Origin of the sequence: uncultured Polaribacter sp. (assembly GCF_947501385.1) — a bacterium.
In the GTDB taxonomy this organism is placed as follows: Bacteria; Bacteroidota; Bacteroidia; order Flavobacteriales; family Flavobacteriaceae; genus Polaribacter.
The window spans coordinates 36576-62102 of record NZ_CANMVP010000006.1 but is presented as its reverse complement, the minus strand read 5'-3'; the positions used below and the strand labels follow the sequence as shown (position 1 = coordinate 62102).

Below are 25527 nucleotides of genomic sequence, written 5' to 3'. Positions count from 1 at the left end.
TTTTAGTTTGTGTTAAATCTAAAATCTTATAGCTGTAAAGACAGTCCAAAAATAATTTGATTTGTTCTATTATCTACAGTTACATCAGCAAATTTAGCTTCTGTGTCAGACAAACCTCTTTCCCAACGAACATCTATACCAACTTTACCAAATTCTACACCAACGCCCATTTGAAGTCCGACAGAAAATTTATCAAAATCATCAGTAGATAAATTTGAAAACTCAAAATTATCGTCCAAAATATATTGAAAAGAAGGCCCAATAAAAGCATTTGCAACTCCTAAGAACTTTTTACCAAATAAAACAGGGACGTCAATTTTATTAAATTCATAATCTACAACTTCGTCATTGTTATCAGTATATTCACTATTTACTTGCGTATACACTATTTCAGGTCGTATATACAATCCAATTACTGGAATTTTTCCACGAAACCATAAACCTGCGTGAAAACCAGATCTAGATTTTGCGCCTTCAATAACATCACTTCCTGTAGAAGAAAAAGTTGCATCTCCGTTATTATTATAGTTTACACCAGCTTTAAGACCAAAATCAATTTGAGCGTTTGATGTTTGACTTAATGCAAAAGCCAAACTCATCATTAAAATTATTTTTTTCATGTTTCTAAATTTTAAAATTATTTTTGAGGGTTTTTATTAAAACGTTTTTATTTTCTAGAAATTACTTTTTTTACTGCTTTTATAACGGCATCTACATCTAAACCATATTTCTTCATTAGTTGTTCTGGTGTACCAGATTCACCAAAAGTATCATTCGTAGCTACAAATTCTTGCGGAGTAGTATGGTTTAATGCCAATGTTCTCGCAACACTTTCTCCTAATCCTCCGAATTTATTATGCTCTTCGGCAGAAACAATACAACCTGTTTTGGCAACAGATTTTAAAATAATGTCTTCGTCTAAAGGTTTTATCGTGTGAATGTTAATTACTTCCACAGAAATACCTTCAGCTTCTAATTTTTCAGCAGCTTGTAAAGATTCCCACACTAAATGTCCCGTTGCAACAATGGTTACATCTGTACCTTCGGTTAACTGAATTCCTTTGCCAATTTCAAACTTTGCATCTTCGGGCATAAATACAGGCACTTTAGGTCTTCCAAAGCGTAAATATACAGGGCCGTCAAAATCTGCAATTGCAATCGTGGCAGCTTTTGTTTGATTATAATCACAAGGATTTATAACTGTCATTCCTGGTAACATTTTCATCAAACCAATATCTTCTAATATTTGATGTGTTGCACCGTCTTCACCTAAAGTAACTCCAGCATGAGAAGCACAAATTTTTACATTTTTGCCAGAATAAGCAACAGATTGACGAATTTGATCGTACACTCTTCCTGTAGAAAAATTTGCAAATGTTCCTGTAAAAGGAATTTTGCCCCCAATTGTTAGACCTGCGGCAATACCAATCATGTTTGCTTCTGCAATACCTATTTGGAAAAATCTTTCTGGATTTTCTTTAATAAATTGATCCATTTTTAAAGAACCAATTAAATCTGCACATAAAGCAACTACGTTTGGATTTGTTCTCCCTAATTCAGTTAGACCATCACCAAAACCAGAACGTGTGTCTTTTTTTTCTGTGTACGTGTATTTTTTCATTATAAAGTTGTTGTGTTGTAAAATTTTCGTAAAAATAAACTTTTATTTCTCTTTGAAGAAAAGAAAAGAAAAAATACAAAGAAGACTTTTTAACATAATGTGAGAAAGTATGCTGAATTGTATTCGTTTATAGATTCATCAATACTTCATAAAGCTTATGAACAGGCAAACCTACTACATTAAAATAACTACCTTCTATAGTTGTAATCCCTATAAAACCAATCCATTCTTGTATACCGTAACCACCAGCTTTGTCAAAAGGTTTGTAATTGGTGATGTAATAGTTAATTTCTTCATCAGAAAGTTCTTTAAAAGTAACTGTTGTTATATCCTGTATTATTTTTTGAAAAGAATTGCTTCTAATCGCTATTGAAGTGATGACTTCGTGTTTTTTTCCTGACAAATCTCTTAACATTTTAAAAGCTTCATCTGTATTTTTTGGTTTGCCTAATGCTTTTCCTTCTAACCAAACAATCGTATCTGAAGTTATTAGTATGTCTTTTTCTTTTAAATTGGTAAAGGATTTCGACTTTAAGTCTGCTAAGTAATCGGTAATTTCTGTTCCTTTTAATTCTTTAGGGTAAATTTCTTCGATTTCTTTTAGTTGAATTGTAAAATCAAGATTCAAGTCTTTAAAAAATTGTTGTCTTCTTGGAGAACCAGAAGCTAGAATTATATGGTAATCTTTCATTTTTTGTTGAAGCATGATGTTAAGTGTTCTGTAAGAATTAATCATTGTAAGCGCAAACAAATTTAATTATAAAAACAAAAAGTATGTTAAAATTGATACGGAATTTCAAATGAGTTCAAAATAGAACCAAATAGGCAAATGGAAGGGGAAGCGTATGCCTAATTTTACATCAGAAAATTTAATTAATAAATAAAAATATAAAATAGTATGAATATTAATTTTGAGTACCATGATGTAGAAGCTAGTGATAGATTAGAAGCATTAGCAAAAGAAAAGTTAGAAAATTTGTATACAAAGTTTCAAATGATTGTTAGAGCAGATGTATTTTTTAAAACAGAAAATACTTCTTCCACTCAAACAGGAATGATCTGTAACATCCGTTTGAGCGTTCCAGGACCAAGATTATTTGCAGAAGCGAGTCATGATAATTTTGTAAGTTCTATTCATGAGTCTGTGAAAGATTTAGATAGACAATTAACAAAGAAGAAAGGTAAAATGACAAGCTATTAAGACTTATAATTTGGAAGTCAATTGTTGATTTGTACTTCAATAATAAACTAAAATAATTTTTAAAGTAAAATAGAAAAGAAGATGATCAAAGAATATTTGTTACAACATTTTAATAATATCACAGATTTACCACTAAAGAATAGAGTTGTGATGGCACCAATGACGCGAAGTCGTGCTAATAACGAAGGAAATGTACCTACTGACGACTTACATGGTTTGTATTATGAGCAAAGAGCCTCTGCTGGTTTAATCATTACAGAAGGCTCACAAGTTTCTAAAGAAGCCGTTGGTTATATCAACACCCCCGGAATTTACAGTAAAGAACAAGTAGAAGGTTGGAAAAAAGTAACAGAAAGAGTGCACAAAGAAGGCGGGAAAATTTTTATACAACTATGGCATGTTGGTAGAATCTCGCATCCAGATTTTCATGATGGAAAATTACCTTTAGCACCTTCTGCGCTCAATGCAAATCAGAAAGTATATACGCCAGAGGGTGAAAAAGAAACAGTTACCCCAAGGGAAATGACTAAAGAGGATATTAAACAAACTGTTGAAGATTTTAAAAGTGCGGCTTTAAATGCTATAGAAGCTGGTTTTGATGGAGTGGAAATACACTCTTCTAACGGATATTTATTCCATCAATTTTTTAATAAAACATCCAATGAAAGAACAGATGAATACGGTGGAAGTATCGAAAACAGAGCCCGTTTCTTTTTTGAAGTTCTAGATGCAATTAAAGAGGTAATACCTCAAAAAAAAATAGGAGCACGTTTCAATCCTTCTTTACATGGTACTTTCGGAATGGAAATGGATGAAGAAACCATTCCTACTTTCGAATACATCATAAAGAAGTTGAATGATTATAACTTAGCTTACATTCACCTTTCTGAGCCTTTTACAGATGTGTCAAGTATATCGTATGCCGTGGAAAAAATTGCAGAACATTTTAGGCCTTTATATCATGGAACATTAATTATTAATGCTGGTTTTGATGAAGAATCTGGAAACAAAATTATTGAAGACGGCTATGCAGATATGGTTGCGTTTGGTAAATTATTTGTTTCAAATCCAGATTTAGTAGAACGTTTCGAACAAAATAAAGAACTAGCTGATTGGAATGAAGATACTTTTTATAGTACAGGACATAAAGGATATACAGATTATCCTACAGCAACAGTAGATTTAAGTGAAATTACAGCATAAGAATTTTTAAAAAATAAGAAAAAGATGATAAAACCTAGAGAAAAAGTCCCAAATCTAAAGATAAACTTAGTAAATGATACACAATGGAGTTTGCAAGATCAAAATCCTGAAAACTTTACACTAATTATATTTTATAGAGGAAAACATTGTCCGGTTTGCAAAAAGCAATTAGAACAATTGCAAAAAAGAGTAGATGATTTTACCGAAAGAGGTGTAAATTTAATTGCTATCAGTGCTAATACAGAAGAATTAGCAAAAGAAACCTATAATGAATGGGATATTGAAAGTATTCCTATTGGTTATGAGTTTCCTATTGAAGAAGCACGAAAATGGGGCTTATTTATTTCTGAAGGAATTAGTGATAAAGAACCAAAAGAATTTACGGAACCTGGATTGTTTTTAATAGATAAAGAACATAAAGTGTATTGGGAATCAATTCAATCGATGCCCTTTGGAAGACCTAACTTTAAAGATGTTCTAAACGGAATAGATTATATACTAAAAGAAGGCTATCCTGCAAGGGGAGAAGCATAGAGTAGTATTTTACTTCCAATTTCAAACGTATGAAATTGGAAGTTTTTTTTTAAATAATCATTTTTGAAGTTTGTAACTGTATTCAAATACATTATTTTTGATTGATAGAAAAAGATTCCATACTTAAGAAACTATAACTTTGCATATTAAAACATTCTTTAAAGATATTCCTAAATTACTTCAAAAAACTGCTAACAATTGGTTGGCAAGTGAACCTTTTGAGCTGAGTGCTATTGTTGCCTATTATGCAATTTTATCATTGCCTGCATTAATGGTTATCATCTTAAATCTTGTTGGAAATATTTGGGGAAGAGAAATTGTACAGGGAGAATTATTAGATGAAATTACAAAAGCGGTAGGTGTGCAAACCGCAGAATCTATTCGAGTAATGATGCTAGATAGAGGAGATGAATCTGTCTCAATATTCACAACTATTATTGGTGTAAGTACCTTATTATATGGTGCTACAGGAGTCTTTTATCAATTGCAAGCTGCTTTTGATAAAATATGGAAAGTAAAAACTGATCTAAAGAAAAATGGTTTTCTACAGATGATTTTTAGTCGACTAAAAAGTTTTGGTTTCATATTAATCATTGGTTTCTTACTACTAATTAGTTTTGTATTAACTGCCTTAATTAGTACATTTAGTAAGCGAATAGAGAAATTAGTTCCAGACAATTTATTTGAATATGTATATATCGTAGATTTTTTAATGTCTGTACTTTTTATCTATTTCTTGTTTTCAGCAATGTTTAAATATTTGCCTAGTAAAACTGTTCGTTGGAGAGCCGTAAAAGTAGGCGCGGCGTTAACTGCCGTCTTATTTGTAATTGGTAAATACTTATTAGCTTGGTATTTTAACGAAATGGATCCTGGATCTACTTATGGTGCAGCAGGTTCAGTAATACTAATAATGCTGTGGGTATCATACTCTAGTCTCATTTTATTTTTTGGCGCGCATTTTACCAAAGTATATGCAGATACTTATTTAATAGAAGAACAGCTATCAGACGCTGATTAAACACTTGTAAAATCACTCTTTTATTTTATAGAGTTATCATTGATGATTCCCTGATAAAAAAAAGCAATTGTTATAAAATGTCGGATGCTCATTAGCAGAAAAAGAGATAAAAGTATTGAATGTCAGAAAAATATAAGCATCTTTGTACTTTAATAAGTAGTATAAATTTAATAACAATACCATGAGTAAAGGAACCGTAAAATTTTTCAATGAATCTAAAGGATTTGGATTTATCACTGAAGAAGGAGTTGAAAAAGATCATTTTGTACACATTTCAGGTTTGATCGATGAAATTAATGAAGGCGACAACGTTGAATTTGATTTACAAGAAGGAAACAAAGGACTAAATGCAGTTAACGTAAAAGTTATCTAATCATATATTTCAAGTTTTTAAAAAGTCCATCAATTATTTGATGGACTTTTTTTATGTTTATAATTTTGAGAGTATTTATTTTGGAACTAGTGAATCCAAATGGATTTTGTGTTTACAAATTCTCGAATTCCGTATGTAGAAAGTTCTCTACCATAACCACTGTTTTTAATTCCTCCAAAAGGCATTCTCGGGTCGGAAACTACTAATTTATTTACAAAACTATTACCAGCTTCTAATTGTAATGCAACTTTTTCACCCCTTTTGATATTTTTAGTAAATACTCCAGAACCCAAACCAAAACTAGAGTTATTGGCCAACTCAATGGCTTCATTTTCATCTTTTGCTTTGATTACAGAAGCTACTGGTCCAAAAAGTTCTTCGTCAAAGCCAGTCATACCAGGTTTTAGATCAGCTATTATGGTTGCAGGATAATAGGCGCCTTTTCTTTTAGGAATTTCACCTCCTAAAACTAATTTTCCGCCTTCTTTAACTGTTTTTTCTACTTGCTCATGCAGTTCATCACGCAAATCTACGCGCGCCATTGGCCCATAATAAACGTCTTCATCTGTAGGCACTCCCATTTTAGCATCTTTCATTTTCTGTGTGAATAGTTTTAGAAAATCATCATAAATTTCTTCTAAAACTATAAAACGCTTTGCAGCAATACAAGTTTGTCCGTTATTTTGCATACGTCCATAGGTGGATAAATCAGTTGCTTTTTCTAAATCTGCATCTTCTAAAATGATATAGGCATCACTTCCTCCTAACTCTAAAACCGTTTTCTTTAAATTTTCACCTGCAATTTTTGCAACAGAACGTCCTGCGGGTTCGCTACCTGTTAAAGTAACTGCGATAATATTTTTATCTTCAATAATAGCTTTAATCTCGTCAGATGCTACATTTAGATTTGTAAAAACCCCTTCAGGAAACCCAGCTTTGGTAAATGCATCTTCTAAGGCAAAAGCACAACCCTGTACATTAGAAGCATGTTTTAATACTCCTGTATTACCCGTCATTACCGCAGGAGCAGCAAAACGAATTACTTGGTAAAAAGGAAAATTCCAAGGCATTACAGCCAAGGTAACTCCTAAAGGTTGAAAAGTAACATAACTTTTTTTAGCTTCTGTTATTATAACTTCATCCGCTAATAATTCTTGGATGTTATCTGCATAATACTTACAAATTTTAGCACATTTTTCTATTTCTGAACGAGATTGCTCAATAATTTTACCCATTTCTTGGGTGGCTAATTGTGCGTAGGCTTCTTTATTTTCTTCAAAAATCGTAGCAAGCTTGTTCATGAGCTTAGAACGCTCTTCAAAACTCGTTTTTTTCCAAGATTTGTAGGCTTTATTTGCATTCGCAACTTTTTCTTTTGCTTCTTTGGAAGAAATTCTAGTATAGCTAGCAACTTCTTCTTCTGTAGCAGGATTTATGGTAATTGCTTTATTCATAATTTTTTATTTTTTAGCATTTTCTTTTAATAATATATTTAAAATTTCATGATTTAGAGAATAATCTACCGCCAAATCAATTACATGAATACCTGATTCATCTAAAGCTTCTGTTAGTATTTTTTCAAAGTCAGTAACAGATGTTGGTCTATACCCAAAAGCACCAAAACTTTCGGCATATTTTACAAAATCTGGATTGTTATATTCCAATCCATACTTAGGGAAACCTTCTCCTTCTTGTTTCCATTCTATCATTCCATAGGCATTATCATTTAAAATAATAATTACCAAATCTAGTTTCATTCTCATAGCAGTTTCTAATTCTTGCGAATTCATCATAAAACCACCATCGCCATTTACAGAAATTACTTTTTTATTTGGATACAGCTCTTTTGCCATCATTGCTGAAGGAAACCCAGCACCCATTGTTGCCAACGCATTGTCTAAAATTAGGGTATTTTGAGCATATGCAGGAAAGTTTCGAGCAAACCAAATTTTGTAAATTCCATTATCTAAAGTTACAATACCGTCTTCCGGTAGAATATTTCGAGTAATTTTCACCAAACGTTGTGGTAAGATAGGAAAACGATTGTCTTCTTCATATTTTGCCAAATGAGAAGATACGTTCTCTTTCACTTTTAAAAAGAAATCGATATTCCATTTTTTTGCCTGATTTTCTAATTGACGAGTTAACAAATCAATGCTTGTTGCAATGTCTCCAATAACATTTAATTGAGGATAATAGACCTCAGTAATTTCAGCTGCAAAAAAGTTGACATGAATTACTTTTCGTTTATCAGCAACATTCATAATGAATGGTGGTTTTTCGATTGAATCATGACCAACATTAATAATTAAATCAGCGTGTTGAATGGCCTCATGCAAAAAATCATTTGAGGAAAGCGCAGCAGTTCCTAAATAAAGAGGATTTCTTTCGTCTACAATTCCTTTGCCCATTTGTGTATTAAAAAAAGGAATTCCTAAATTGTTCACAAAATTGGTAAGCGCATGACTAGCCCTTTTTCTATTTGCACTTGCACCAATTAATAACAAAGGTTTTTTTGCAGAAGAAATCATTTTAGAAGCTTCTAAAATGGAGTCTTTATTAGCAGAAGGAATTTTTATATTTTCCACGTTAAAGAAATGCGGGTTTTCTACCTTTTCTTGCGCAACATCTTCTGGAATTTCAATATGAACAGCACCAGGTCTTTCCTCTTGAGAAAGTCTAAAGGCTTCTCTAATAAGAGCAGTAGCATTTTTTCCGTAGGTAATTTGTTTGGTAAACTTGGTGAGCGGTTGCATCATTTCTACAATATCCAAAATTTGAAATTTACCCTGTTTACTCTCTTTAATTGGTTTTTGACCGGTTAAGATCACCATGGGCATTGCACCTAGTTGTGCATATGCGGTGGGTGTCATTAAATTTGTTGCTCCAGGTCCTAAGGTAGACATACAAACTCCTGGTTTTCCTGTAAGTCTGCCATAAGTTGCTGCCATAAAACCCGCACCTTGCTCATGTCTTGTAAGAATAAGTTGAATTTTATCTGACTTTCTAATAGCTTCTAAAACATCTAAATTTTCTTCTCCTGGCAAACCAAAAATATATTCAACACCTTCATTTTCTAAAGATTGAATAATAATATCTGAAGTTTTCATTTTTATAGCTTTTTATAACAAAAGGAATTTTGTTATTATTCTCAAATTTAAGGATTCTATCAGTTTATAATAGATTGATTCATTTAAAAGATTGTTAATTCTAAAGATTTTATAGGGTTGGATTTTTAATTCTTGAATGAGTCCAAAATGATCTCAAAGGAGCAATCAAAATCTTGTGTAAACCTTTATTTTTGTAGAAATAAAAATACAGAAAAATGACAGAGACCATAAAAGCATACGGAACAAAAGCTGCTGATGCAGATTTAAAACAAATAGAAATAGAAAGAAGAGACCTTTTAAAGAATGATGTAAAAATTGATATTTTATATTGTGGTGTTTGTCATAGTGACATTCATGCGGCAAAAAACGATTGGGGAAACGCAAAATATCCTTTAGTACCTGGACATGAAATTGTTGGAAAAGTATTAGAAGTTGGTGATGCTGTAAAAAATTACAAAAAAGGTGATTTAGTTGGAGTAGGCTGTATGGTAGATTCTTGTAAAGAATGTAGTGCTTGTGAAGACGATCTAGAACAATTCTGTGAAAAAGGAATGACTGCCACCTATAATAGCAAAGACAAACATTTAAATACTACCACATTTGGAGGGTATTCAACAAGTATCGTAGTACGAGAAGATTTTGTATTGAAAGTTCCAGAAAACTTAGATACAAAAGCAGTTGCACCTTTATTATGCGCAGGAATTACCACATTTTCTCCACTAAATCATTGGAAAATTAAAAAAGGAGATAAAGTAGGAATTATTGGTTTAGGAGGTCTTGGTCACATGGGAATCAAAATAGCGAGTGCCATGGGCGCAGAAACGTTTATGATTACAACTTCTGAAGGCAAAGCAAGTGATGCTAAAAAATTAGGGGCAGATGCAGTAATTATTTCTAAAAACGATGATGAAATGAACAAGCACGCCGGAAGTTTTGATTTCTTATTAAATACAGTTCCCGTAAAACACGATATAAATCCGTATTTACAACTCTTAAAAAGAGATTCCACTATGGTAATGGTTGGCGCAATTGAGCCATTAGAACCTATGAATGGTGCTAATTTAATTATGGGAAGAAAAAGAGTTGCAGGTTCTTTAATTGGCGGAATTAAAGAAACGCAAGAAATGTTAGATTTTTGTGGAGAACATAATATTGTTTCAGAAATTGAAATGATTGATATGAAAGACATTAACAATGCTTTTGAGAGAGTCACTAAAAATGATGTAAAATATCGATTTGTAATTGATATGAAAAGTTTAAAAGAAGCATAAAAGTTATTTATTGTCCGTTCGAGATTCGAGAAAAAAAATTTTCAAGCGATTGAATGACGCGAGATAAATGCTTGTAAGCATGTCTGTTCGAGCATTGCCAAAATCAAAATGTATTTTGATTGAAGGTAGCTTGCGAAGCAAATCGAGAACTATTAAGTGTTTAATAATCAATAACTTAAAAAAAGCACATCAATGGTAGTACTTTTGAAATTTCAAGTGAGAACTTATTAATTTAAGCGGCAATTTCAATACATTTCTCCAAAGTTTTGGAGGCAATTTCAAACTTTTAATTCTTTTTTTACTAACGCCAAATGGTTTTCTATAATAAATAGAATTATAAACCATTTGGCGTTATTCTTTTAAAAGTGTGGTTATCTTTGCCCAAAATAATTTTCATGTTAAAAAGTTTTTCCGATTTAGGAATTCACCAACAATTGCAACAAAGTTTAACGGAGCTTCAAATTTCTGTACCTACAGCTATTCAAGAAAAAGTAATTCCGGTTATTTTAAATCAGAAAGAAGATGTAGTTGCTTTGGCAAAAACAGGAACAGGGAAAACAGCTGCTTTCGGATTGCCTTTACTACAATTAATTGACGCAGAGAAAGACATAATTCAAGCAGTTATTTTAGCACCAACAAGAGAATTAGGGCAACAAATTCATAGTAATTTAGAGTCATTTGCAAAACACAATGCAGAAATATCTATCGCAGTTGTTTGTGGCGGAATTCCTATAAAACCTCAAATAGAACGCTTACAAGAAACCACGCATATTGTGGTAGCAACTCCAGGACGGTTGGCAGATTTGGTAAAACGTGAAGCGATTGCTATTAAAACAATTTCTTACTTTATTTTAGATGAAGCAGATGAAATGGTAAGCGCTTTAAGGGAGGGTTTGGACGCTATTATTACTGAAATTCCGAAGAATAGAAGAACTTTATTGTTTACAGCTACCATGCCAGGTGCTATTAAGCAAATGATCAATAACTACATGTCTAATGCTATTGTTACCATTGAAGCTGATATGAAAACTGTTGGTCATCAAGGAATTGAGCATCAATATGTAGTAGTAGAACCGATTGAAAAATTAGAGGTTTTATTACATTTTTTAAACACTAAAGAAGGTCAAAGAGGAATCATATTTTGTAAAACAAAAGCTGCAGTAAATAAATTAGCAAAAAATTTAGCGATTCATAAATTTTCTTCAGGTGCGATTCATGGAAGTTTAACCCAAGGAATTCGTGATCGAATTATGGGGCAATTTCGTGAAGGGCACATAGACATTTTAGTTGCTACAGATTTAGCCGCAAGAGGAATTGATGTAAAAGAAATCTCTTATGTTGTAAATTACCATTTGCCAGATACCTATGATGCCTATGTGCACAGAAGTGGAAGAACAGCCAGAGCCGGAGCAAAGGGGTTTTCGTTAACCATTTTACAACAAGAAGAAGTGGTAGATATCGCAAATTTCGAAAAAGAGTTGGGGATTTCATTTGCAAGATATAAAAAAGCAGATCGCCAAAGTATCGAAGAGAATAACGGATTGTTATGGGCGAAAAAAATATTTAAAACAAAGCCTAATAAAACAGTTTCTGAAGATTTTAAAAGAAGAATAAGAACGGTTTTTCATCATTTAACTAAAGAAGAATTAATAGAAAAGGTTTTGGCAAATTATTTGGAGCAATCCAATTCTCATATTACAAAAGAAAACAGTTCTAAAAAGAAAAAGAAGAAAAAATAGTTTTAAGTAAAAGGTCTTCGACTGGCTCAGACTGACATTTTGATTTTAAATTGATTTAAGGAAGTTATTATTTTAGTTTTCAAAAATTTAATTAATATTAGAAATTAGATATACACGATAGGTTTTAACTTAAAATTAGAAAAAATAATTTTTTTAATTAATAGAAGAAATTAATAGTAACAATGTCACACTGAACTTGTCGAAGTGATTTCAAGCAAACTATTATTGTTAGAATTTATAAAAAAATAGTTTCATCATTATTATGAGTGAGCATAAAAATAACAATCTAGAAATAGAGGCTTGTATCAAAACAATACAAGATTTATTAGCAGATACAAACCAATTGTTTGAAATTCCTGAAGCGCAAAGAGTCGCGCTTTTTAAGGTTGCTGGCGAATTGTCTAGACCAAACCGTGATGAATTTCAACGCAGAAGAAAAGACGCTAAAAAAGCGGCAAAACGTAAAATGATTGCCAAAGATACGCATGCTAGAAAATCGACCGGAATTCGATCTGCGAGAGAAGCTGCATTATTTGTCGCTCCGAAATTATTAGCTGCAGGTACAATTTCAGAAGATACTCCAGAATTAGAATCCCCAAGAAACTGTTATGTTTGTAAAACGCTTTTTACCAAACTGCACCATTTTTATGATACGATGTGTTCAGATTGTGGCGATTTAAATTATGCGAAACGTTTTCAAACAACAGATTTAAAAGACCAAGTTGCTGTTATTACAGGATCTCGTTTAAAAATTGGCTATCACATCACCTTAATGTTATTGCGATCTGGAGCAACGGTTGTGGCAACAACTAGATTTCCTGCAGATGCTGCCATTCGTTTTTCAAAAGAAGAAGATTATAAAGATTGGAACGATCGTTTACACATTCATGGATTGGATTTAAGACACATACCAAGTGTAGAGATTTTTTGTAATTATATAGAGCAAAAATACGATCGATTGGATATTTTAATAAATAATGCAGCGCAAACAGTAAGAAGGCCTTCCGGTTTTTATACACACATGATTGAGAACGAAAAGCTACCTACTTCAGAGCTTCCGAAGTTGGCGCAAAGATTGTTAGAAAATCATTTAGAATGCTTACAAGAAATTTCAGATTTAAGTATCGGAACTTCTAAAACAAGTAAAAATAATGTGTTGCCAGTCACTTGGCACGGTCCAGAACCAGGAATTGGATTGAGAAATTCAGCAGAATTATCTCAAATACCCTATAGTTTTGATAATTCTTTACAAACTGAAGAAGTTTTTCCAGAAGGAAAATTAGACGTTGATTTGCAACAGGTAGATTTAAGAAAAACCAATAGCTGGCGTTTAAGACTAGGTGAAATTGAAACCACAGAAATGGTAGAAGTTCAATTGGTAAATGCGGTGGCACCTTTTGTGTTGTGTAATCGTTTGTCTAATTTAATGATGAAAGAAAACACGGGTAAAAAACACATCATTAACGTTTCTGCGATGGAAGGAAAATTTCACCGATTTAAAAAAGTAGACAGACATCCGCATACAAATATGGCAAAAGCAGCTTTAAATATGTTAACGCATACATCTTCTGCAACTTTTGCGAAAAAAGGAATTTATATGAATGCAGTAGATACAGGTTGGGTTACAGATGAAGATCCTGCAGAATTGTCTAAAAAGAAAGTGGAAGTGCACGATTTTCAGCCACCGCTAGACATTGTAGATGGTGCAGCACGCGTAATGGATCCTTTAATTGACGGAATTAATACGGGAAAACATTGGTCTGGGAAGTTTTTAAAAGATTATTTTCCAATTGATTGGTAATTCCAGTTGGCAGTACGCAGTCGCAGTTTACAGTTTGATAAGAGAAAAAGATAAAAGAATAGAGAACATAAGAGTAGCGTAAAAATAAAATTATGGCAAATAATAAAAAAGATCAGCAAGATATTTTAGATAAATTGAATATCAAACAGTTAAATCCTATGCAAATAGAAGCTACAGCTGTCATTGAAAAAACAAATAACACTATTTTGCTTTCTCCAACTGGAACTGGAAAAACATTGGCTTTTTTATTGCCAATTATCAATAATTTAGATTCTGAAAATCCAGACATACAAGTGCTTATTTTAGTGCCTTCAAGAGAATTAGCGATTCAAATTGAACAAGTGGTTCGTGGAATGGGTTCTGGATACAAGGTAAATGCCGTTTATGGTGGAAGACCCATGTCTAAAGATAAAATAGAATTGAAACATGTTCCGGCTATTTTAATAGGAACTCCCGGGAGAATTTCGGACCATTTTAGCAACGAACGTTTTTCAAGAGAAAGTATTAAAACTTTAGTTTTAGACGAATTTGACAAGTCTTTAGAAGTTGGTTTTGAGTATGAAATGAGACAAATCATAAGGCAATTACCAGCTTTAAGTAAGCGTATTTTAACTTCTGCAACACAAGGTGTTAGCATTCCTGATTTTGTTGGTTTGGAAGAACCAAGAGTAATTAATTACTTAAAAGGTAAAAAGGTTTCTAAATTAGAAATTAAAACGGTTATTTCTCCAGCAAAAAATAAATTAAATACCTTGTTACACTTGTTGAATCATTTAGGAAATCAACAAGGAATTATCTTTTGTAATTTAAAAGATAGCATTCATAATGTGAGTACTTTTTTAGAAAACAAAAATATTAGACACGGTTGTTTTAGTGGCGGAATGGAGCAAAAAGACAGAGAACGTTCTTTGATAAAGTTCAGTAATGGAACCAATCAAATTTTAATTGCGACAGATTTGGCTGCAAGAGGAATTGATGTGCCTGAAATGAATTTTATCATTCATTATGAATTGCCACAAGCATTAGAGGAATTTACGCATAGAAATGGACGTACAGCGAGGGTTTCAGCAGAAGGAACAGCCTATGTTTTAAAATGGAAAGACCAATTGTTGCCAGAATTTATAAAAAATGCTGAAATTGTAGATATTTCGAAACAAGCAGAAAGAAAAGAACCTTATTGGGAAACTGTCTTTATTTCTGGTGGAAGAAAAGATAAAATTTCTAAAGGAGATATCGCTGGTTTATTTATCAAACAAGGGAAGTTAAATAAAGATCAATTAGGAGCGATTGATTTAAAGCAAGATTGTGCTTTTGTTGCTGTTCCTTTGACTTTAGCAGAAGGCTTAGTCGAAAAATTGAACAATTCTCGCTTAAAGAAAAAGAAAGTTAGAATTTATACGGTGTAGTTTTTTTTCTTAATCGTAAAGTTTATAATACTTCTAAATTTATTTATAAGTTAAATAGCTCAAAGTATTATTTTTAAATTAGTGAATATTTTAGCTTTCATTATTTACAATTGAGAAGTATTTTATAAATTAATGTTAAACAAAATGTCTTTTGTCGTTTTTTTTAAGACATATTTCGTATATTTATTTTGAGAAAGATAAATTTCTAGCAATCATGGAAGATTATAAAATTTCAAAATCAGATAAAAAACCAATTAATCAAGGTTTAATAATCTCTAAAATTTTATTTCCAGAGCAAGTTTCGAACGTCGAAGAAAGTTCTAAAATTTATGCTTTGGCAAATGATACCTCTAGAGCTTTTCCTAAGATTTTAGATGATGATAAAAATTTCTATCAATTAATTCACGCAACTAGAAAAGGGCTTCCTTACAAGAGTTTATTGAATGCGCAAGTGCTAATGCCATTTTCTATTCAAGAATGGGCAACTATTTTACACATTTCAGTGCGTTCTATTGACAGATTAAAAAAGGAAAGAAAAAAGCTAAATATTTCACAGTCTGAAAAATTAATTGAAATTACATTACTATACGATTATGGTGTTGATGTTTTTGGCGCTGCTGATAAATTTTCTAAATGGTTAGAGAGAGCTAATATTGGCTTGGGAGGTGTTGCTCCAAAATCTTTATTGGATACAAATCAAGGAATGAAAGCAATTAAAAGTCAGTTGTCTAGAATAGAATATGGAGTTCTTGCCTAATGAAAATTTATAGATTATCAAGAGAAAAATATGCTAGTGATTTGCTAGGAACAGGAGCAAGGTTGAATGGAGGCAGATGGAACTCTAGAGGTAAAAATGCATTGTATTGTGCAGAAAACATTTCTTTAGCCAAGCTAGAAGTCGCTGTTCATTTAGACTTCGATTTAATTCCTAATGATTATTGTTTAGTTGAAATTGAAATACCAAAAAAAGCGACACTTTTAACCTTAAAAAAATCTGAGTTATCACAAGATTGGGATTCTATTCCACATTCTGAAAGTACTCAATTATTAGGAGATTATTTTTTAGATGAAAATAAATATTTGATTTTAAAAGTACCATCAGCGGTTGTAAACAAAGAACATAATTTCATTATCAATCCTAATCATCCTACATTTTCAAAGATAAAAATCACAAATATTGAACTGTTCACCTTTGACAATAGATTATTTAGAATGTAATTTTATCGTTAATAAATAATTTTTAAAACCAAATATCCTCGAGTTAGCCCCATAGAGGTATTTCGCTGGTTTCATACCCAGTCAAGCTGGGCACATGCTTTGACCTGAAAAAAGGTCAAAAACCAAAATTCTATATTTAGATTCCCGTTACCCAATCAAGTTGAGCACATGCTTCACGGGAATGACAGTTTCAGCGGAAACCCCGAGGCAGAGCCTCGAGGAATTCTTTTCGATTAAATTATATAAAAAAAGCCTGTAAGGAATTACAGGCTTTTAAATAAAACAAAATTTTAAATTATTTATTTAGAACATTCAATAACGTTTCAGCTACTAACTTTGAAGAAGCAGGATTTTGTCCCGTAATTAACCGTCCATCTGTAACTACATATTCAGACCAATCTTCTCCTTTAGAATAATTTCCTCCATTTGCTTTTAACATGTCTTCTACTAGAAAAGGAACCACATCTGCCAAATCAACACCTTCTTCTTCAGTATTGGTAAATCCTGTAACTCTTTTCCCTTTTACAATAGGTTCACCATCTTTTCCTCTTACCGCTCTCAAAGCAGCAGGTGCATGACAAACAAAAGAAATAGGTTTGTCTAATTCATTGAATGTTTCAATTAAAGCAATCGAATGCTCATCATTTGCTAAATCCCATAAAGGACCATGACCACCAGGATAAAAAACAGCATCAAAATCTTTAGGATTCATATTTGCAATTTTATGTGTGTTGTTTATTAATTCTTGTGCTTTTGCATCACTTTTAAAACGCTTTGTGTCTTCTGTACTTGTATCTTCAGTATCACTACTAGGATCTATCGGAGCTTTTCCTCCTTTTGGAGTTGCTAAAGTAATTGTTACCCCTTTGTCTAATAATTTGTAATAAGGAGCTGCAAATTCTTCAATCCAAAATCCTGTTTTTTTTCCAGTATCTCCTAATTTATCATGTGATGTTAATACGAATAATATGTTCATTTTTTTTGTTTTTAATTTTTATTTAATTCTCAATTAGCTTATTACGGTTACTAGGTCTGATGTTGGTTTTCTTACTTTTTCTAAATCTACCAACCAATCATCAGAAGCATCTCTATATCCAACAGGTAATAGCACAGCGCTTCTTAACCCTTTTTCTTTTAAATTTAAAATTCCGTCTACCTTCTCAGCATCAAAACCTTCCATAGGTGTTGTATCTACTTTCTCAAAGGCCGCAGCAGTTAAGGCAGTAGCAAAGGCAATGTATGCTTGTTTAGATGCATGTTGAAAGTTTTCTTCAGCATCTTTTTGAGGATAAGAATTTAATAATTGCTGTCTGTAATTTTCCCAACCTTCATTTTTAAAACCTCGAATTTCATTGGTCAAGTCAAACATATAGTTAATTCTTTCTGCTGTATAGGTATCCCAAGCTGCAAAGATAAAAAGGTGCGAACACTCAGTAACTACAGATTGATTCCAGGCTACTTTTTGTATTTCTTTTTTGATTTCGTTATTGGTAACAACAATAATTTCGAAAGGTTGTAAACCACTAGAAGTAGGTGCAAGTCTTGCTGCTTCTAATATTCTATCAATTTTATCTTCTGATACTTTTTTACCATTCATGGCTTTGGTTGCATATCGCCATTTTAATTTTTCTAATAATTCCATAGGTATTTTTGTTTTATTAATATTCTATTTTTTAATACTATTCCAAGCAGCTTCATAAGCTTCTAAGACATTTTTTTCATCTAATTGAAACACTCCACGCTTTTGATTCACCACTAAAAATGATAATGGATTGATAGCATAAGCATATAATAAATAGTCAGAAATTGGTTTGATAATTCCTTCTTTTTTACCACGTTCCCAAAGATCTAATAAGGGTTGTAAATGCTTTATACCTTCTTGTTTGCTATGTTCATCAATCATAGGTGTATTGTCACATTGTGCTAAAAACATAGCATTTTCACCTTCTTTCAATTTAAAATCTGCAATTCGTTTCCAAATAATTTCAAAACCTTCTTCAACAGACATTTCTTCATGATAAGTAGCAAAAGCGTGTTTTGTATATGCTGCTTTTACATCTAAATAGGTCTTATTTACCAGGTCTTGTTTATTATCAAAATATAAATAGATTGTTGCAGGAGAAACGTTCGCCATTTTAGCAATCTTACTCATGGGTGTTGCATGAAAACCACTGTTGTTTACGAGCTCAATAGTCGCTTTTATCAACGCGTTTCTTTTTTCTATGCTTTTTTGAAGTTTCACCATAATTTGAATACGAATACAAAGATATATAAAAATGAACGTTCATTCTTTTTTAATAAATCATTGTATTTATCGACCTATAATAAAAATTGATGCTAAAGAATAGAGGATATTAGTTTAATCTATAAAGAGGATTCATAAAAAATGAAAAATCTGATAGAATTACTTCTATCAGATTTAAAATACTATTTAATAATCATTATGAGTTACTATCTAAATTTGTTTTTAAATGAATAATACCAAAGGCATTCAGTACTTTTATGATAACATACGTCATGTCAATTTCATGCCATTTTACTCCAAAATTGGCTCTGCTAGCATGTTTGTGGTGGTTGTTATGATAGCCTTCACCCATCATTAAAAAATCGAAATGAAAAAGATTTTTACTGGTGTTTTTCATTTGATAATTTACATATCCATAAATATGACCAAACCAGTTGATAATTACCCCATGAATCGGTGCCATTAGAAAAGTAATGGGTAATAAAATCCATTGCCACCAAGAGGTTGCAAAGAATACGAAGAATAAAATATAGAAACTAATCCATAAAATTCTTGAAAATTTAGATCCTGCAAAAGTGTCAAAAGCTTTCCACTGAGGTACGTTTTTAGTAAAGCGCGGATCGATAGCTACCTTCTGATCATTAATATCTTGATAAATGGTTTTTGTTTTCCACATCATTGCAAATAAATTATCATCATAAGACGGAGAATGTGGGTCTTTTTCTGTATCTGTATATGCGTGATGCATGCGATGCATAATACCATAACCGTAAGCACTTAAATAACTTGCGCCTTGAAAAAACCAAGTTAAAACAAAGGTAATGCGCTCCATGGTTTTAGACATGGTGAATACTTGATGCGCGGCATATCTATGTAAAAAGAAAGATTGAAAAAACAAACCTCCATACCAAAGCACTAAAACAAAAATAACGATTGTCATATTTTTTTTTTGCAAAGATACTTTGTTGTTCTAATTGAAACAATGAACCTAAATCAATAAAATATTTAGATACTTATAGCAAACGTTTTCTAATTCTGCTCAAAGCTTGTGCAGTAACACCAATATAGGAGCTAATAAATTTTAATGGAATTACCTTTATAAGTTCTGGACGCTCTTTAAACACTTTTAAATAGCGTTCTTCAGCAGACAGGTTTAACAAGTATTGTTCTCGCTTAGATTTTAACAAAAAGAGGCGTTCTGCTGTTAACCTGCCAATCAAATTTCCTATTTGAGTTGTTTTATACACTGCTTGCAGATCAGCATACGTAATGCTTAAAAGCGTAGTTTCCGTTAATGCTTGAAGTTCGTAGACAGAAGGTTGCTGTGTTAAGAAAGAATCATAAGCACTAATAAATTGATCTTTAAAACTAAAACCAAAAGTAGTTTCTTTTTCAGGATTTTCTTTAGGAATGTATAAACGAACAACACCAGATTCTACAAAAGAAATATGATTTTCTATCTCATTTAGCTTTAAAAAAATAGTTTTCTTTGGAATAACACGACGCTGTAATTTTGAAGTGAAGAACTCCCAATCTGAATTGGAAATGGTGGCTATTTGTTCTAAGTATGCTTTTATCTGTTGCAAATCTTTCAATAGTAGTTATTTGAATACAAAGATAAGAATTCCTACAAGGTTGCCATTTTAAATAAGGTGAAACTATTTAAATGATAAAAGATTAAAATCTGTTTCCTTCTACAGTAAAATTAAAGGACGTTTATTCTTACGAAATGAGGAACAATTGAAAAATCTCAACAAGTCGCTTATGAATATAAAATCAAAAACACACCCAACATAATACCTACTAATGGAATCAATTTTTTGCGTTTATTTTTTTCTTTAAAAATAAGACCTCCAGCAACAACAGCAATCAATATCTGACTACGTTTTATAGCAGAAAGCAACATAATTAACGCCTCAGTATCTTGTAGGGCTTTAAAATAAAAATAATCTGCAGTTTGTAATAAAATTCCAACGGCAATAATGGTCCAACGAAATTTAAAAGCTTTTCTTTTTTCTTTAAACGGAAACCAAGTAACAGATAAAATAACCAATAAAATGAGGATTGTATAAAAACAAAACCAAAATTGTAATGTCTGCGGATTCAAGACCAAACTCTGAATTAAAAACTTATCATACAAACCACTTGTAGCTCCTAAAAAAGTGGCGCCAATAATGGCGAAAACCCATTTGTTACGCTTAAAATTGATGCCTTCTTTTTTTCCTATTTTAGAATACAATAAAACTGAAAAAATAATTAAGAAAAACCCAACCCATTGGTAAGAATTAGGTTGCTCATTATAAATTAAAATAGCTCCAATAAAAGTAAAAAACGGGCCTGCAGAGCGTATTGGAGTCACAATGGTTAAGGGCAGATGCTTTTAAAGATTGGTATGCCAAAATCCAAGAAGCCGTCATAATTAACGATTTTATAAAAATAAAACCATGTGTTTCCCAAGGAATACTAGCAATATAAAAGCCAATTTCTTTTGTAAATTCTGGATCATAAATAGAACTCATAAATAACGGAATAAATAGCAAAAAACCTGAAAGAAGTGTACCTAAAAGTACAGGGAAAACCTCATTTCCTTGCACTGCATGTTTCTTGCATAAATTATGTAATCCTAGAAAAAGTGCTGCCAATAAACCCAAATACATCCACATGGCGCGAATATAGTTTTTTAGCGTGTTTTTGAATCATTTTTTTAATTTAATCGAAAAGAATTTCTCGAGGCTCTGCCTCCTTTCAAAAAATCTTTATTACGTGAATTTTTTCTCCTAAAAAATAAAATTATTGTAAAGATAGATACTACTAAATTTAATTCTCAAAATCAATTAAATTGTCTGGTTGAGCGCAGTCGAAACCTCTGTTTAGAAGACGAATAGTGCTCTTCTAAAATTTCGGAATTCTCGAATGAACAATTAACATTCTTGTAAAAAATAGAATTAAAAGTTCTCAATTTTATTACATAAAAAAACTCCCAAAAATAATTTTGAGAGTTCCTGTACATATTTAAAAATTGTTATTTTTTTGAAGGTGCTACAGCGTCAGATTGAATGCTATATTGTTTTTCTTGATAATCTTTGCACATCTCCACAAAATTGGTTGGTAGAATTGTTCTAAAATCATGAGAATCTTGAGGAATCACTTCAATCATTTTTTCAATCATTTCTTTTGGATCAAATTGATTTTCAGCCATTACTTGGGCTGCTTCCTCAATTTTTTCTTTTGGTGTAAAATGCATGTCTTTGTCAAACCATTGTGCATAATTATCATACATTCTATCATTAAAACCAGTTTCATAAGGTCCAGGATTAATGGTAGCAACTGTAAGTCCCATTGGAGTTAATTCATCTCGTAATGATTGAACTATCGCTTCCAACGCGTGTTTAGATGCATTATAAGCACCTAAATAGGGTGATGTAGAAAGTCCAGCTACAGAAGAAACAAAGACTAATTTTCCACTGCCTTTATCCACCATCTTCTTAATAAATGGTTGGGCAAATTCAAGGTTTGAAAAGACATTTGTTTCCATTACTTCACGAATTAAACCTACTGGCATTTCAGAAACAGGTCCAGAATGTCCGATACCAGCATTATTTACCAAAATATCAACATCATATTCCCAGGCTTTTTGGCAATCCATTAGGTCTAAAATATTTAATTTGATGATTTCAAGGTTCTCTTCAACACCTGCTTTTTTAGCGTCTTCGATTAATCTCGATTTTTGTTCCCATTTGTGAACTCCTGCAATCACTTTATGACCTTTTGTAGCAAGCCCTAAAGCCGTTCCTTTTCCTAAACCTGATCCTGCACCTGTAATTAAAATTGTCTTTTTATTCATTTTTATTATTTTAAAAAAAAGATACTCATCAAAAAGTATCTTTAATTCGATTTAAATTTTATTTCTTACTGCAAAGCTAAGCTCATATAATAGATTCTTTTAACCTTATTAGATGAATCATTAGCGTATTTGAAAAAATAAGTACAAAATTAATTCTACCTTTATCTAATAGGATAATTCTATTTAAAATATAAAATCAAACCTGTTGTGCATTTTGATAAATCCTGTCAATCCGAGTGAATTTCACGATTGAAATAAGTGAAATTTGTATCGAGAACCTGCCTACCGTCAGTCAGTTAGGTAATAATTTTCGTTTCTAAACTAGTTCTCGATACGATTTTTTTTATCAAAAATCACTCGAACTGACATTTTGGAATACATTTAACTCAAAATGCACAACGGGTAAAATCAATATTATTGCTACTAAAAAGTATGGCGCTGTTCTTCTGTTGAAGACGCGTTTAATAATTGATTGAATGTTTTTATTCTATCGAAATTTTGAGTGACTGCTTCAGAAACGGCAATTCCAGAAACACCTGTTTCCAAAATATCTTTTACATCTGCTATTGTAATTTCTCCAGAACCTATGATTGGAGTTTCCGTTTTTAAGGCTTCTGTAATTAAAGTAAAACCGTTCAATCCTAAATCTGGATATTTTTTGTTTTGAGTTATGGAAGATTTGAAAGGACTTAAAGTAATATAATCAACTTGTTTCTCAAGCAATGTTTTACAATGTTTTAGCGTATTTGCGGTGCCACCAATAATTTGCCAAGTGTATATATGTATTCTTGCTATAGTAGGGCAGATGCCATTTTTTTCTAAATGAACACCATCTGCTTTTACTTCTTTTGCTATTTTATAATGCTCGTGTATAATCAATCTTGTTTGAAAATAAGAAGTAATTTCTCTCGCTTCTTTGGCTACCTCTAAAAATTTTTTATCTGAAACATTTTTTAAATGCAATTGTACTAGTTCCGCGCCTGAAGAACACGCTTTTTGTATATTTTCTAAAACCTCTTTGGGCGAATTTCCTTGAGAGATATAATGCAGTTTCGGTATCATTAATTTTTAATGTTGTTTAGTGATTACATCTAAAGAAATTATAGATGATTAATCTCTTTGATGTCTAAATAGCAATGGTTTTAGCATGTTGCATAAAATAAGACTCAAAACGTTTTAAATTCGGGTGCATTTTCTCAGCATATATTACAAACTGGCATTTATGAACGCTTTGTGTAATAGACATTAAATCTGTAGTTGAAGATTTTTGAGTTAAAAATTCTGCATCATCGATACTGAAAATCTTTAGTTGCGTAGTATTTACACCTTCTAGCAAAAGCAACTTATTTATTGTTTTGGGTGTGGAAATTAGAATATCTACACCTTCAAAAATCTCTGATTTTAGCAATTCTATATGCTGCTTTTCATCAGCTACATAAAGACGCAATAGTGTTGGTTTTGTATATTTTAAAAAAGTATCATACAATTGCAACGCACTTTCGTTATTAGCCACCAAAACGATTGCTCTTGGTGCAATTCCAACTTCCTCACATTTTAATTTTTGTAAGGTAGTTAGTATTAAAGTGGTTGTTTTTCCGCTGTTTTTTGGAGCTGTGCAGTATATGTTAGCACCACTTTTTATAACAGGAATGCTCGCTTTTTGAAAAGGAGTAGGAGTTGTTATTTCTTTACGCTCTATAATTTCTTTGATAACGGGATGTAATTTTTTAAAAGGCATAGAAAATAAAAAAACGGATTATTTAATATAATAATGTGGGCAAAGATACAATTAAATTGATGTAATTATAACTACAAAAAATTGCATAGCATCCGTTTTTAAAAATACTTTTCTACAATAAGGTTCATAAAACTTATTAAGCAGTATGGTATACTGTTTTAATCAATAAAAATCCTCGAGGGGCTAACTCGAGGATAATTAATTTCAAAGAATTATTTGTTTAAAACTGATATCTTATACCTAATGCAATATCTAAATCTAAATCATTGTTATTATAACGTTTATCACCAAAAGCCATTTCTGGTCTAAAGTCTAGGGAAATTAAGATTGGGATATCAAAATTATATTCAATACCTATATCACCTGCGGCAAATACAAAAGTATCATTAAAATCATCTCCATTATTAAAGTTATTATCATCACTAAAACTATACGATCCAACGCCACCACCAAGTCCAGCATACCAATTAAAACCGCCCTCAATATTCCAAACCCATTGGTACAAACCGGTTATTTTAAATCCATCATAATTTTTACTATTTCTCCAGCCTAAACCCAATTCTAACCTATTGTTATCACTTAAACGTGCTTGATACGATACTTCTGCACCAAAACCATCACTGTCACCTAATCGTAATCCTAAAGCATTTTTCGAAATTTCTTGAGCATTTATAGTTGCACTAGAAATTAATACTATGATCGCTGTTATTAAAAGCTTTTTCATTTTTTTATTTTTAGTTTGTATTTATTTTTTATTAGATTTTGTAGTTATGTTATTAAATGTTTTCAATAAGCTAAAGTTTAATAGATCAATTTTTCTCAATAGAATTTGACCTACCTACAATCGTTTTTTTGAAAAGAAACACCAATCACATTCATTGATGATTTCAAAATATTAGTTTTTAGTATTGTTGTTTCTTTATGATCAAGATGGTATTGTATTTACCTGTCTTTTCCACCTATAAGCTTTAATAATATCGCAATTACTGCAATGACCAATAAAATATGAATCAATCCTCCTGCATTATAAACAAATAGCCCTAGAGCCCATCCTATAATAAGTACCACTGCTACTATATATAATAAACTTTTCATACTATTTGATTTTAAATTAATAGGATTAATTTCAAATACAAAGAAAGAACCCTATTGGTTCTTTTATGTTACAACATTTTAATTGATTGTTATAGAATTGCTATTTA

The 25527-nt window shown here is 31.6% G+C and carries 26 protein-coding genes and 1 pseudogene; 11 read left to right on the top strand and 16 right to left on the bottom strand.

The features are described from left to right. Window positions 1-26: 26 nt before the first annotated feature. From Q0998_RS05495 to Q0998_RS05485, 3 genes are all read right to left on the bottom strand, one after another. On the bottom strand, window positions 27-620 hold the full coding sequence (locus tag Q0998_RS05495) for a porin family protein (protein WP_299667328.1): 594 nt from the start codon (window positions 618-620) through the stop codon (window positions 27-29). A 47-nt stretch (window positions 621-667) separates the two neighbouring features. Continuing rightward, window positions 668-1621, bottom strand: a complete 954-nt coding sequence (locus tag Q0998_RS05490) for a transketolase family protein (RefSeq protein WP_299667326.1) — start codon at window positions 1619-1621, stop codon at window positions 668-670. A gap of 127 nt (window positions 1622-1748) precedes the next feature. Beyond that, complete coding sequence (locus tag Q0998_RS05485) at window positions 1749-2327, bottom strand: Maf-like protein (RefSeq protein WP_299667324.1); 579 nt, start codon at window positions 2325-2327, stop codon at window positions 1749-1751. Window positions 2328-2519: 192 nt separating this feature from the next. On the opposite strand from Q0998_RS05485, the gene raiA reads away from it, so the two are divergent. From raiA to Q0998_RS05460, 5 genes are all read left to right on the top strand, one after another. Further along, complete coding sequence (gene raiA / locus Q0998_RS05480) at window positions 2520-2822, top strand: ribosome-associated translation inhibitor RaiA (protein ID WP_299667321.1); 303 nt, start codon at window positions 2520-2522, stop codon at window positions 2820-2822. A gap of 81 nt (window positions 2823-2903) precedes the next feature. Next, window positions 2904-4025, top strand: coding sequence for an alkene reductase (locus Q0998_RS05475; RefSeq protein WP_299667318.1), 1122 nt, complete (start codon window positions 2904-2906; stop codon window positions 4023-4025). 24 nt (window positions 4026-4049) lie between these two features. Continuing rightward, a complete protein-coding gene (locus tag Q0998_RS05470; RefSeq protein ID WP_299667315.1) occupies window positions 4050-4559 on the top strand; it encodes a redoxin domain-containing protein in 510 nt (169 codons plus the stop codon). Between the two features lie 139 nt (window positions 4560-4698). After that, window positions 4699-5580 carry a YihY/virulence factor BrkB family protein gene (locus tag Q0998_RS05465; protein ID WP_299667312.1) on the top strand — a complete coding sequence of 294 codons (882 nt, stop codon included), beginning with the start codon at window positions 4699-4701 and terminating at the stop codon, window positions 5578-5580. A gap of 181 nt (window positions 5581-5761) precedes the next feature. Continuing rightward, a complete protein-coding gene (locus Q0998_RS05460; protein WP_046490224.1) occupies window positions 5762-5953 on the top strand; it encodes a cold shock domain-containing protein in 192 nt (63 codons plus the stop codon). 86 nt (window positions 5954-6039) lie between these two features. Here Q0998_RS05460 and Q0998_RS05455 read toward each other — a convergent pair whose 3' ends face one another. Together Q0998_RS05455 and Q0998_RS05450 are read right to left on the bottom strand one after the other, a co-directional pair. After that, window positions 6040-7407 carry an NAD-dependent succinate-semialdehyde dehydrogenase gene (locus Q0998_RS05455; protein ID WP_299667306.1) on the bottom strand — a complete coding sequence of 456 codons (1368 nt, stop codon included), beginning with the start codon at window positions 7405-7407 and terminating at the stop codon, window positions 6040-6042. 6 nt (window positions 7408-7413) lie between these two features. After that, window positions 7414-9063: an acetolactate synthase large subunit gene (locus Q0998_RS05450; protein ID WP_299667304.1), complete on the bottom strand. Its 1650-nt coding sequence runs from the start codon at window positions 9061-9063 to the stop codon at window positions 7414-7416. Window positions 9064-9278: 215 nt separating this feature from the next. Here Q0998_RS05450 and Q0998_RS05445 point away from each other — a divergent pair, with 215 nt between their 5' ends. The 6 genes from Q0998_RS05445 to Q0998_RS05420 all read left to right on the top strand — a co-directional run bounded on the left by Q0998_RS05445 (window position 9279) and on the right by Q0998_RS05420 (window position 16498). Next, the gene (locus tag Q0998_RS05445) at window positions 9279-10334 is read left to right on the top strand and encodes an NAD(P)-dependent alcohol dehydrogenase (protein ID WP_299667302.1); all 1056 of its coding nucleotides are present in this window, start codon (window positions 9279-9281) and stop codon (window positions 10332-10334) included. Between the two features lie 395 nt (window positions 10335-10729). Beyond that, entirely contained in the window at window positions 10730-12073 is a 1344-nt protein-coding gene (locus Q0998_RS05440) for a DEAD/DEAH box helicase (RefSeq protein ID WP_299667299.1), read from the top strand. Window positions 12074-12335: 262 nt separating this feature from the next. After that, window positions 12336-13874, top strand: a complete 1539-nt coding sequence (locus Q0998_RS05435; RefSeq protein ID WP_299667296.1) for an SDR family oxidoreductase — start codon at window positions 12336-12338, stop codon at window positions 13872-13874. Between the two features lie 92 nt (window positions 13875-13966). After that, a complete protein-coding gene (locus Q0998_RS05430; protein ID WP_299667293.1) occupies window positions 13967-15280 on the top strand; it encodes a DEAD/DEAH box helicase in 1314 nt (437 codons plus the stop codon). Window positions 15281-15494: 214 nt separating this feature from the next. Further along, window positions 15495-16037, top strand: coding sequence for an antitoxin Xre-like helix-turn-helix domain-containing protein (locus Q0998_RS05425; RefSeq protein ID WP_299667290.1), 543 nt, complete (start codon window positions 15495-15497; stop codon window positions 16035-16037). Next, the gene (locus Q0998_RS05420; protein ID WP_299667288.1) at window positions 16037-16498 is read left to right on the top strand and encodes an RES family NAD+ phosphorylase; all 462 of its coding nucleotides are present in this window, start codon (window positions 16037-16039) and stop codon (window positions 16496-16498) included. The genes Q0998_RS05425 and Q0998_RS05420 overlap by 1 nt, the downstream gene beginning before the upstream one ends. A 295-nt stretch (window positions 16499-16793) precedes the next feature. Here the strand turns inward: Q0998_RS05420 and Q0998_RS05415 are convergent, their stop codons facing one another. The 11 genes and pseudogenes from Q0998_RS05415 to Q0998_RS05365 form a co-directional block, all read right to left on the bottom strand. Next, on the bottom strand, window positions 16794-17474 hold the full coding sequence (locus Q0998_RS05415) for a type 1 glutamine amidotransferase domain-containing protein (protein WP_299667285.1): 681 nt from the start codon (window positions 17472-17474) through the stop codon (window positions 16794-16796). A gap of 33 nt (window positions 17475-17507) precedes the next feature. Further along, window positions 17508-18140, bottom strand: a complete 633-nt coding sequence (locus Q0998_RS05410) for a nitroreductase family protein (RefSeq protein ID WP_299667282.1) — start codon at window positions 18138-18140, stop codon at window positions 17508-17510. Between the two features lie 24 nt (window positions 18141-18164). Next, the gene (locus Q0998_RS05405) at window positions 18165-18743 is read right to left on the bottom strand and encodes a TetR/AcrR family transcriptional regulator (protein ID WP_299667279.1); all 579 of its coding nucleotides are present in this window, start codon (window positions 18741-18743) and stop codon (window positions 18165-18167) included. Between the two features lie 196 nt (window positions 18744-18939). Then, window positions 18940-19683 carry an acyl-CoA desaturase gene (locus tag Q0998_RS05400; RefSeq protein WP_299667276.1) on the bottom strand — a complete coding sequence of 248 codons (744 nt, stop codon included), beginning with the start codon at window positions 19681-19683 and terminating at the stop codon, window positions 18940-18942. Between the two features lie 73 nt (window positions 19684-19756). Next, entirely contained in the window at window positions 19757-20329 is a 573-nt protein-coding gene (locus tag Q0998_RS05395) for a Crp/Fnr family transcriptional regulator (RefSeq protein WP_299667629.1), read from the bottom strand. 176 nt (window positions 20330-20505) lie between these two features. Further along, window positions 20506-21406: pseudogene (locus Q0998_RS05390) on the bottom strand (EamA family transporter). 359 nt (window positions 21407-21765) lie between these two features. Continuing rightward, window positions 21766-22587, bottom strand: coding sequence for an SDR family oxidoreductase (locus Q0998_RS05385; RefSeq protein WP_299667273.1), 822 nt, complete (start codon window positions 22585-22587; stop codon window positions 21766-21768). A gap of 423 nt (window positions 22588-23010) precedes the next feature. Continuing rightward, on the bottom strand, window positions 23011-23649 hold the full coding sequence (locus tag Q0998_RS05380) for a thiamine phosphate synthase (protein WP_299667270.1): 639 nt from the start codon (window positions 23647-23649) through the stop codon (window positions 23011-23013). A 64-nt stretch (window positions 23650-23713) separates the two neighbouring features. Continuing rightward, entirely contained in the window at window positions 23714-24325 is a 612-nt protein-coding gene (locus Q0998_RS05375) for a DEAD/DEAH box helicase (protein ID WP_299667267.1), read from the bottom strand. Window positions 24326-24545: 220 nt separating this feature from the next. Beyond that, the gene (locus Q0998_RS05370; protein WP_299667265.1) at window positions 24546-25049 is read right to left on the bottom strand and encodes a hypothetical protein; all 504 of its coding nucleotides are present in this window, start codon (window positions 25047-25049) and stop codon (window positions 24546-24548) included. 218 nt (window positions 25050-25267) lie between these two features. After that, window positions 25268-25420 (bottom strand): lmo0937 family membrane protein, encoded by a 153-nt coding sequence (locus Q0998_RS05365; protein ID WP_299667262.1) that lies wholly within the window; start codon window positions 25418-25420, stop codon window positions 25268-25270. Window positions 25421-25527: the final 107 nt, after the last annotated feature.

What these genes read in the sequence shown, in the direction of transcription:
- Q0998_RS05410 (WP_299667282.1), bottom strand. Translation starts at nt 18,140, where the DNA reads ATGGAATTATTAGAAAAATTAAAATGGCGATATGCAACCAAAGCCATG.
- Q0998_RS05475 (WP_299667318.1), top strand. Translation starts at nt 2,904, where the DNA reads ATGATCAAAGAATATTTGTTACAACATTTTAATAATATCACAGATTTA.
- Q0998_RS05380 (WP_299667270.1), bottom strand. Translation starts at nt 23,649, where the DNA reads ATGATACCGAAACTGCATTATATCTCTCAAGGAAATTCGCCCAAAGAG.
- Q0998_RS05440 (WP_299667299.1), top strand. Translation starts at nt 10,730, where the DNA reads ATGTTAAAAAGTTTTTCCGATTTAGGAATTCACCAACAATTGCAACAA.
- Q0998_RS05405 (WP_299667279.1), bottom strand. Translation starts at nt 18,743, where the DNA reads ATGGTGAAACTTCAAAAAAGCATAGAAAAAAGAAACGCGTTGATAAAA.
- Q0998_RS05420 (WP_299667288.1), top strand. Translation starts at nt 16,037, where the DNA reads ATGAAAATTTATAGATTATCAAGAGAAAAATATGCTAGTGATTTGCTA.
- Q0998_RS05495 (WP_299667328.1), bottom strand. Translation starts at nt 620, where the DNA reads ATGAAAAAAATAATTTTAATGATGAGTTTGGCTTTTGCATTAAGTCAA.
- Q0998_RS05450 (WP_299667304.1), bottom strand. Translation starts at nt 9,063, where the DNA reads ATGAAAACTTCAGATATTATTATTCAATCTTTAGAAAATGAAGGTGTT.
- Q0998_RS05365 (WP_299667262.1), bottom strand. Translation starts at nt 25,420, where the DNA reads ATGAAAAGTTTATTATATATAGTAGCAGTGGTACTTATTATAGGATGG.
- Q0998_RS05370 (WP_299667265.1), bottom strand. Translation starts at nt 25,049, where the DNA reads ATGAAAAAGCTTTTAATAACAGCGATCATAGTATTAATTTCTAGTGCA.
- Q0998_RS05430 (WP_299667293.1), top strand. Translation starts at nt 13,967, where the DNA reads ATGGCAAATAATAAAAAAGATCAGCAAGATATTTTAGATAAATTGAAT.
- Q0998_RS05460 (WP_046490224.1), top strand. Translation starts at nt 5,762, where the DNA reads ATGAGTAAAGGAACCGTAAAATTTTTCAATGAATCTAAAGGATTTGGA.
- Q0998_RS05455 (WP_299667306.1), bottom strand. Translation starts at nt 7,407, where the DNA reads ATGAATAAAGCAATTACCATAAATCCTGCTACAGAAGAAGAAGTTGCT.
- Q0998_RS05415 (WP_299667285.1), bottom strand. Translation starts at nt 17,474, where the DNA reads ATGAACATATTATTCGTATTAACATCACATGATAAATTAGGAGATACT.
- Q0998_RS05425 (WP_299667290.1), top strand. Translation starts at nt 15,495, where the DNA reads ATGGAAGATTATAAAATTTCAAAATCAGATAAAAAACCAATTAATCAA.
- Q0998_RS05375 (WP_299667267.1), bottom strand. Translation starts at nt 24,325, where the DNA reads ATGCCTTTTAAAAAATTACATCCCGTTATCAAAGAAATTATAGAGCGT.
- raiA (WP_299667321.1), top strand. Translation starts at nt 2,520, where the DNA reads ATGAATATTAATTTTGAGTACCATGATGTAGAAGCTAGTGATAGATTA.
- Q0998_RS05490 (WP_299667326.1), bottom strand. Translation starts at nt 1,621, where the DNA reads ATGAAAAAATACACGTACACAGAAAAAAAAGACACACGTTCTGGTTTT.
- Q0998_RS05435 (WP_299667296.1), top strand. Translation starts at nt 12,336, where the DNA reads ATGAGTGAGCATAAAAATAACAATCTAGAAATAGAGGCTTGTATCAAA.
- Q0998_RS05400 (WP_299667276.1), bottom strand. Translation starts at nt 19,683, where the DNA reads ATGACAATCGTTATTTTTGTTTTAGTGCTTTGGTATGGAGGTTTGTTT.
- Q0998_RS05470 (WP_299667315.1), top strand. Translation starts at nt 4,050, where the DNA reads ATGATAAAACCTAGAGAAAAAGTCCCAAATCTAAAGATAAACTTAGTA.
- Q0998_RS05385 (WP_299667273.1), bottom strand. Translation starts at nt 22,587, where the DNA reads ATGAATAAAAAGACAATTTTAATTACAGGTGCAGGATCAGGTTTAGGA.
- Q0998_RS05445 (WP_299667302.1), top strand. Translation starts at nt 9,279, where the DNA reads ATGACAGAGACCATAAAAGCATACGGAACAAAAGCTGCTGATGCAGAT.
- Q0998_RS05485 (WP_299667324.1), bottom strand. Translation starts at nt 2,327, where the DNA reads ATGCTTCAACAAAAAATGAAAGATTACCATATAATTCTAGCTTCTGGT.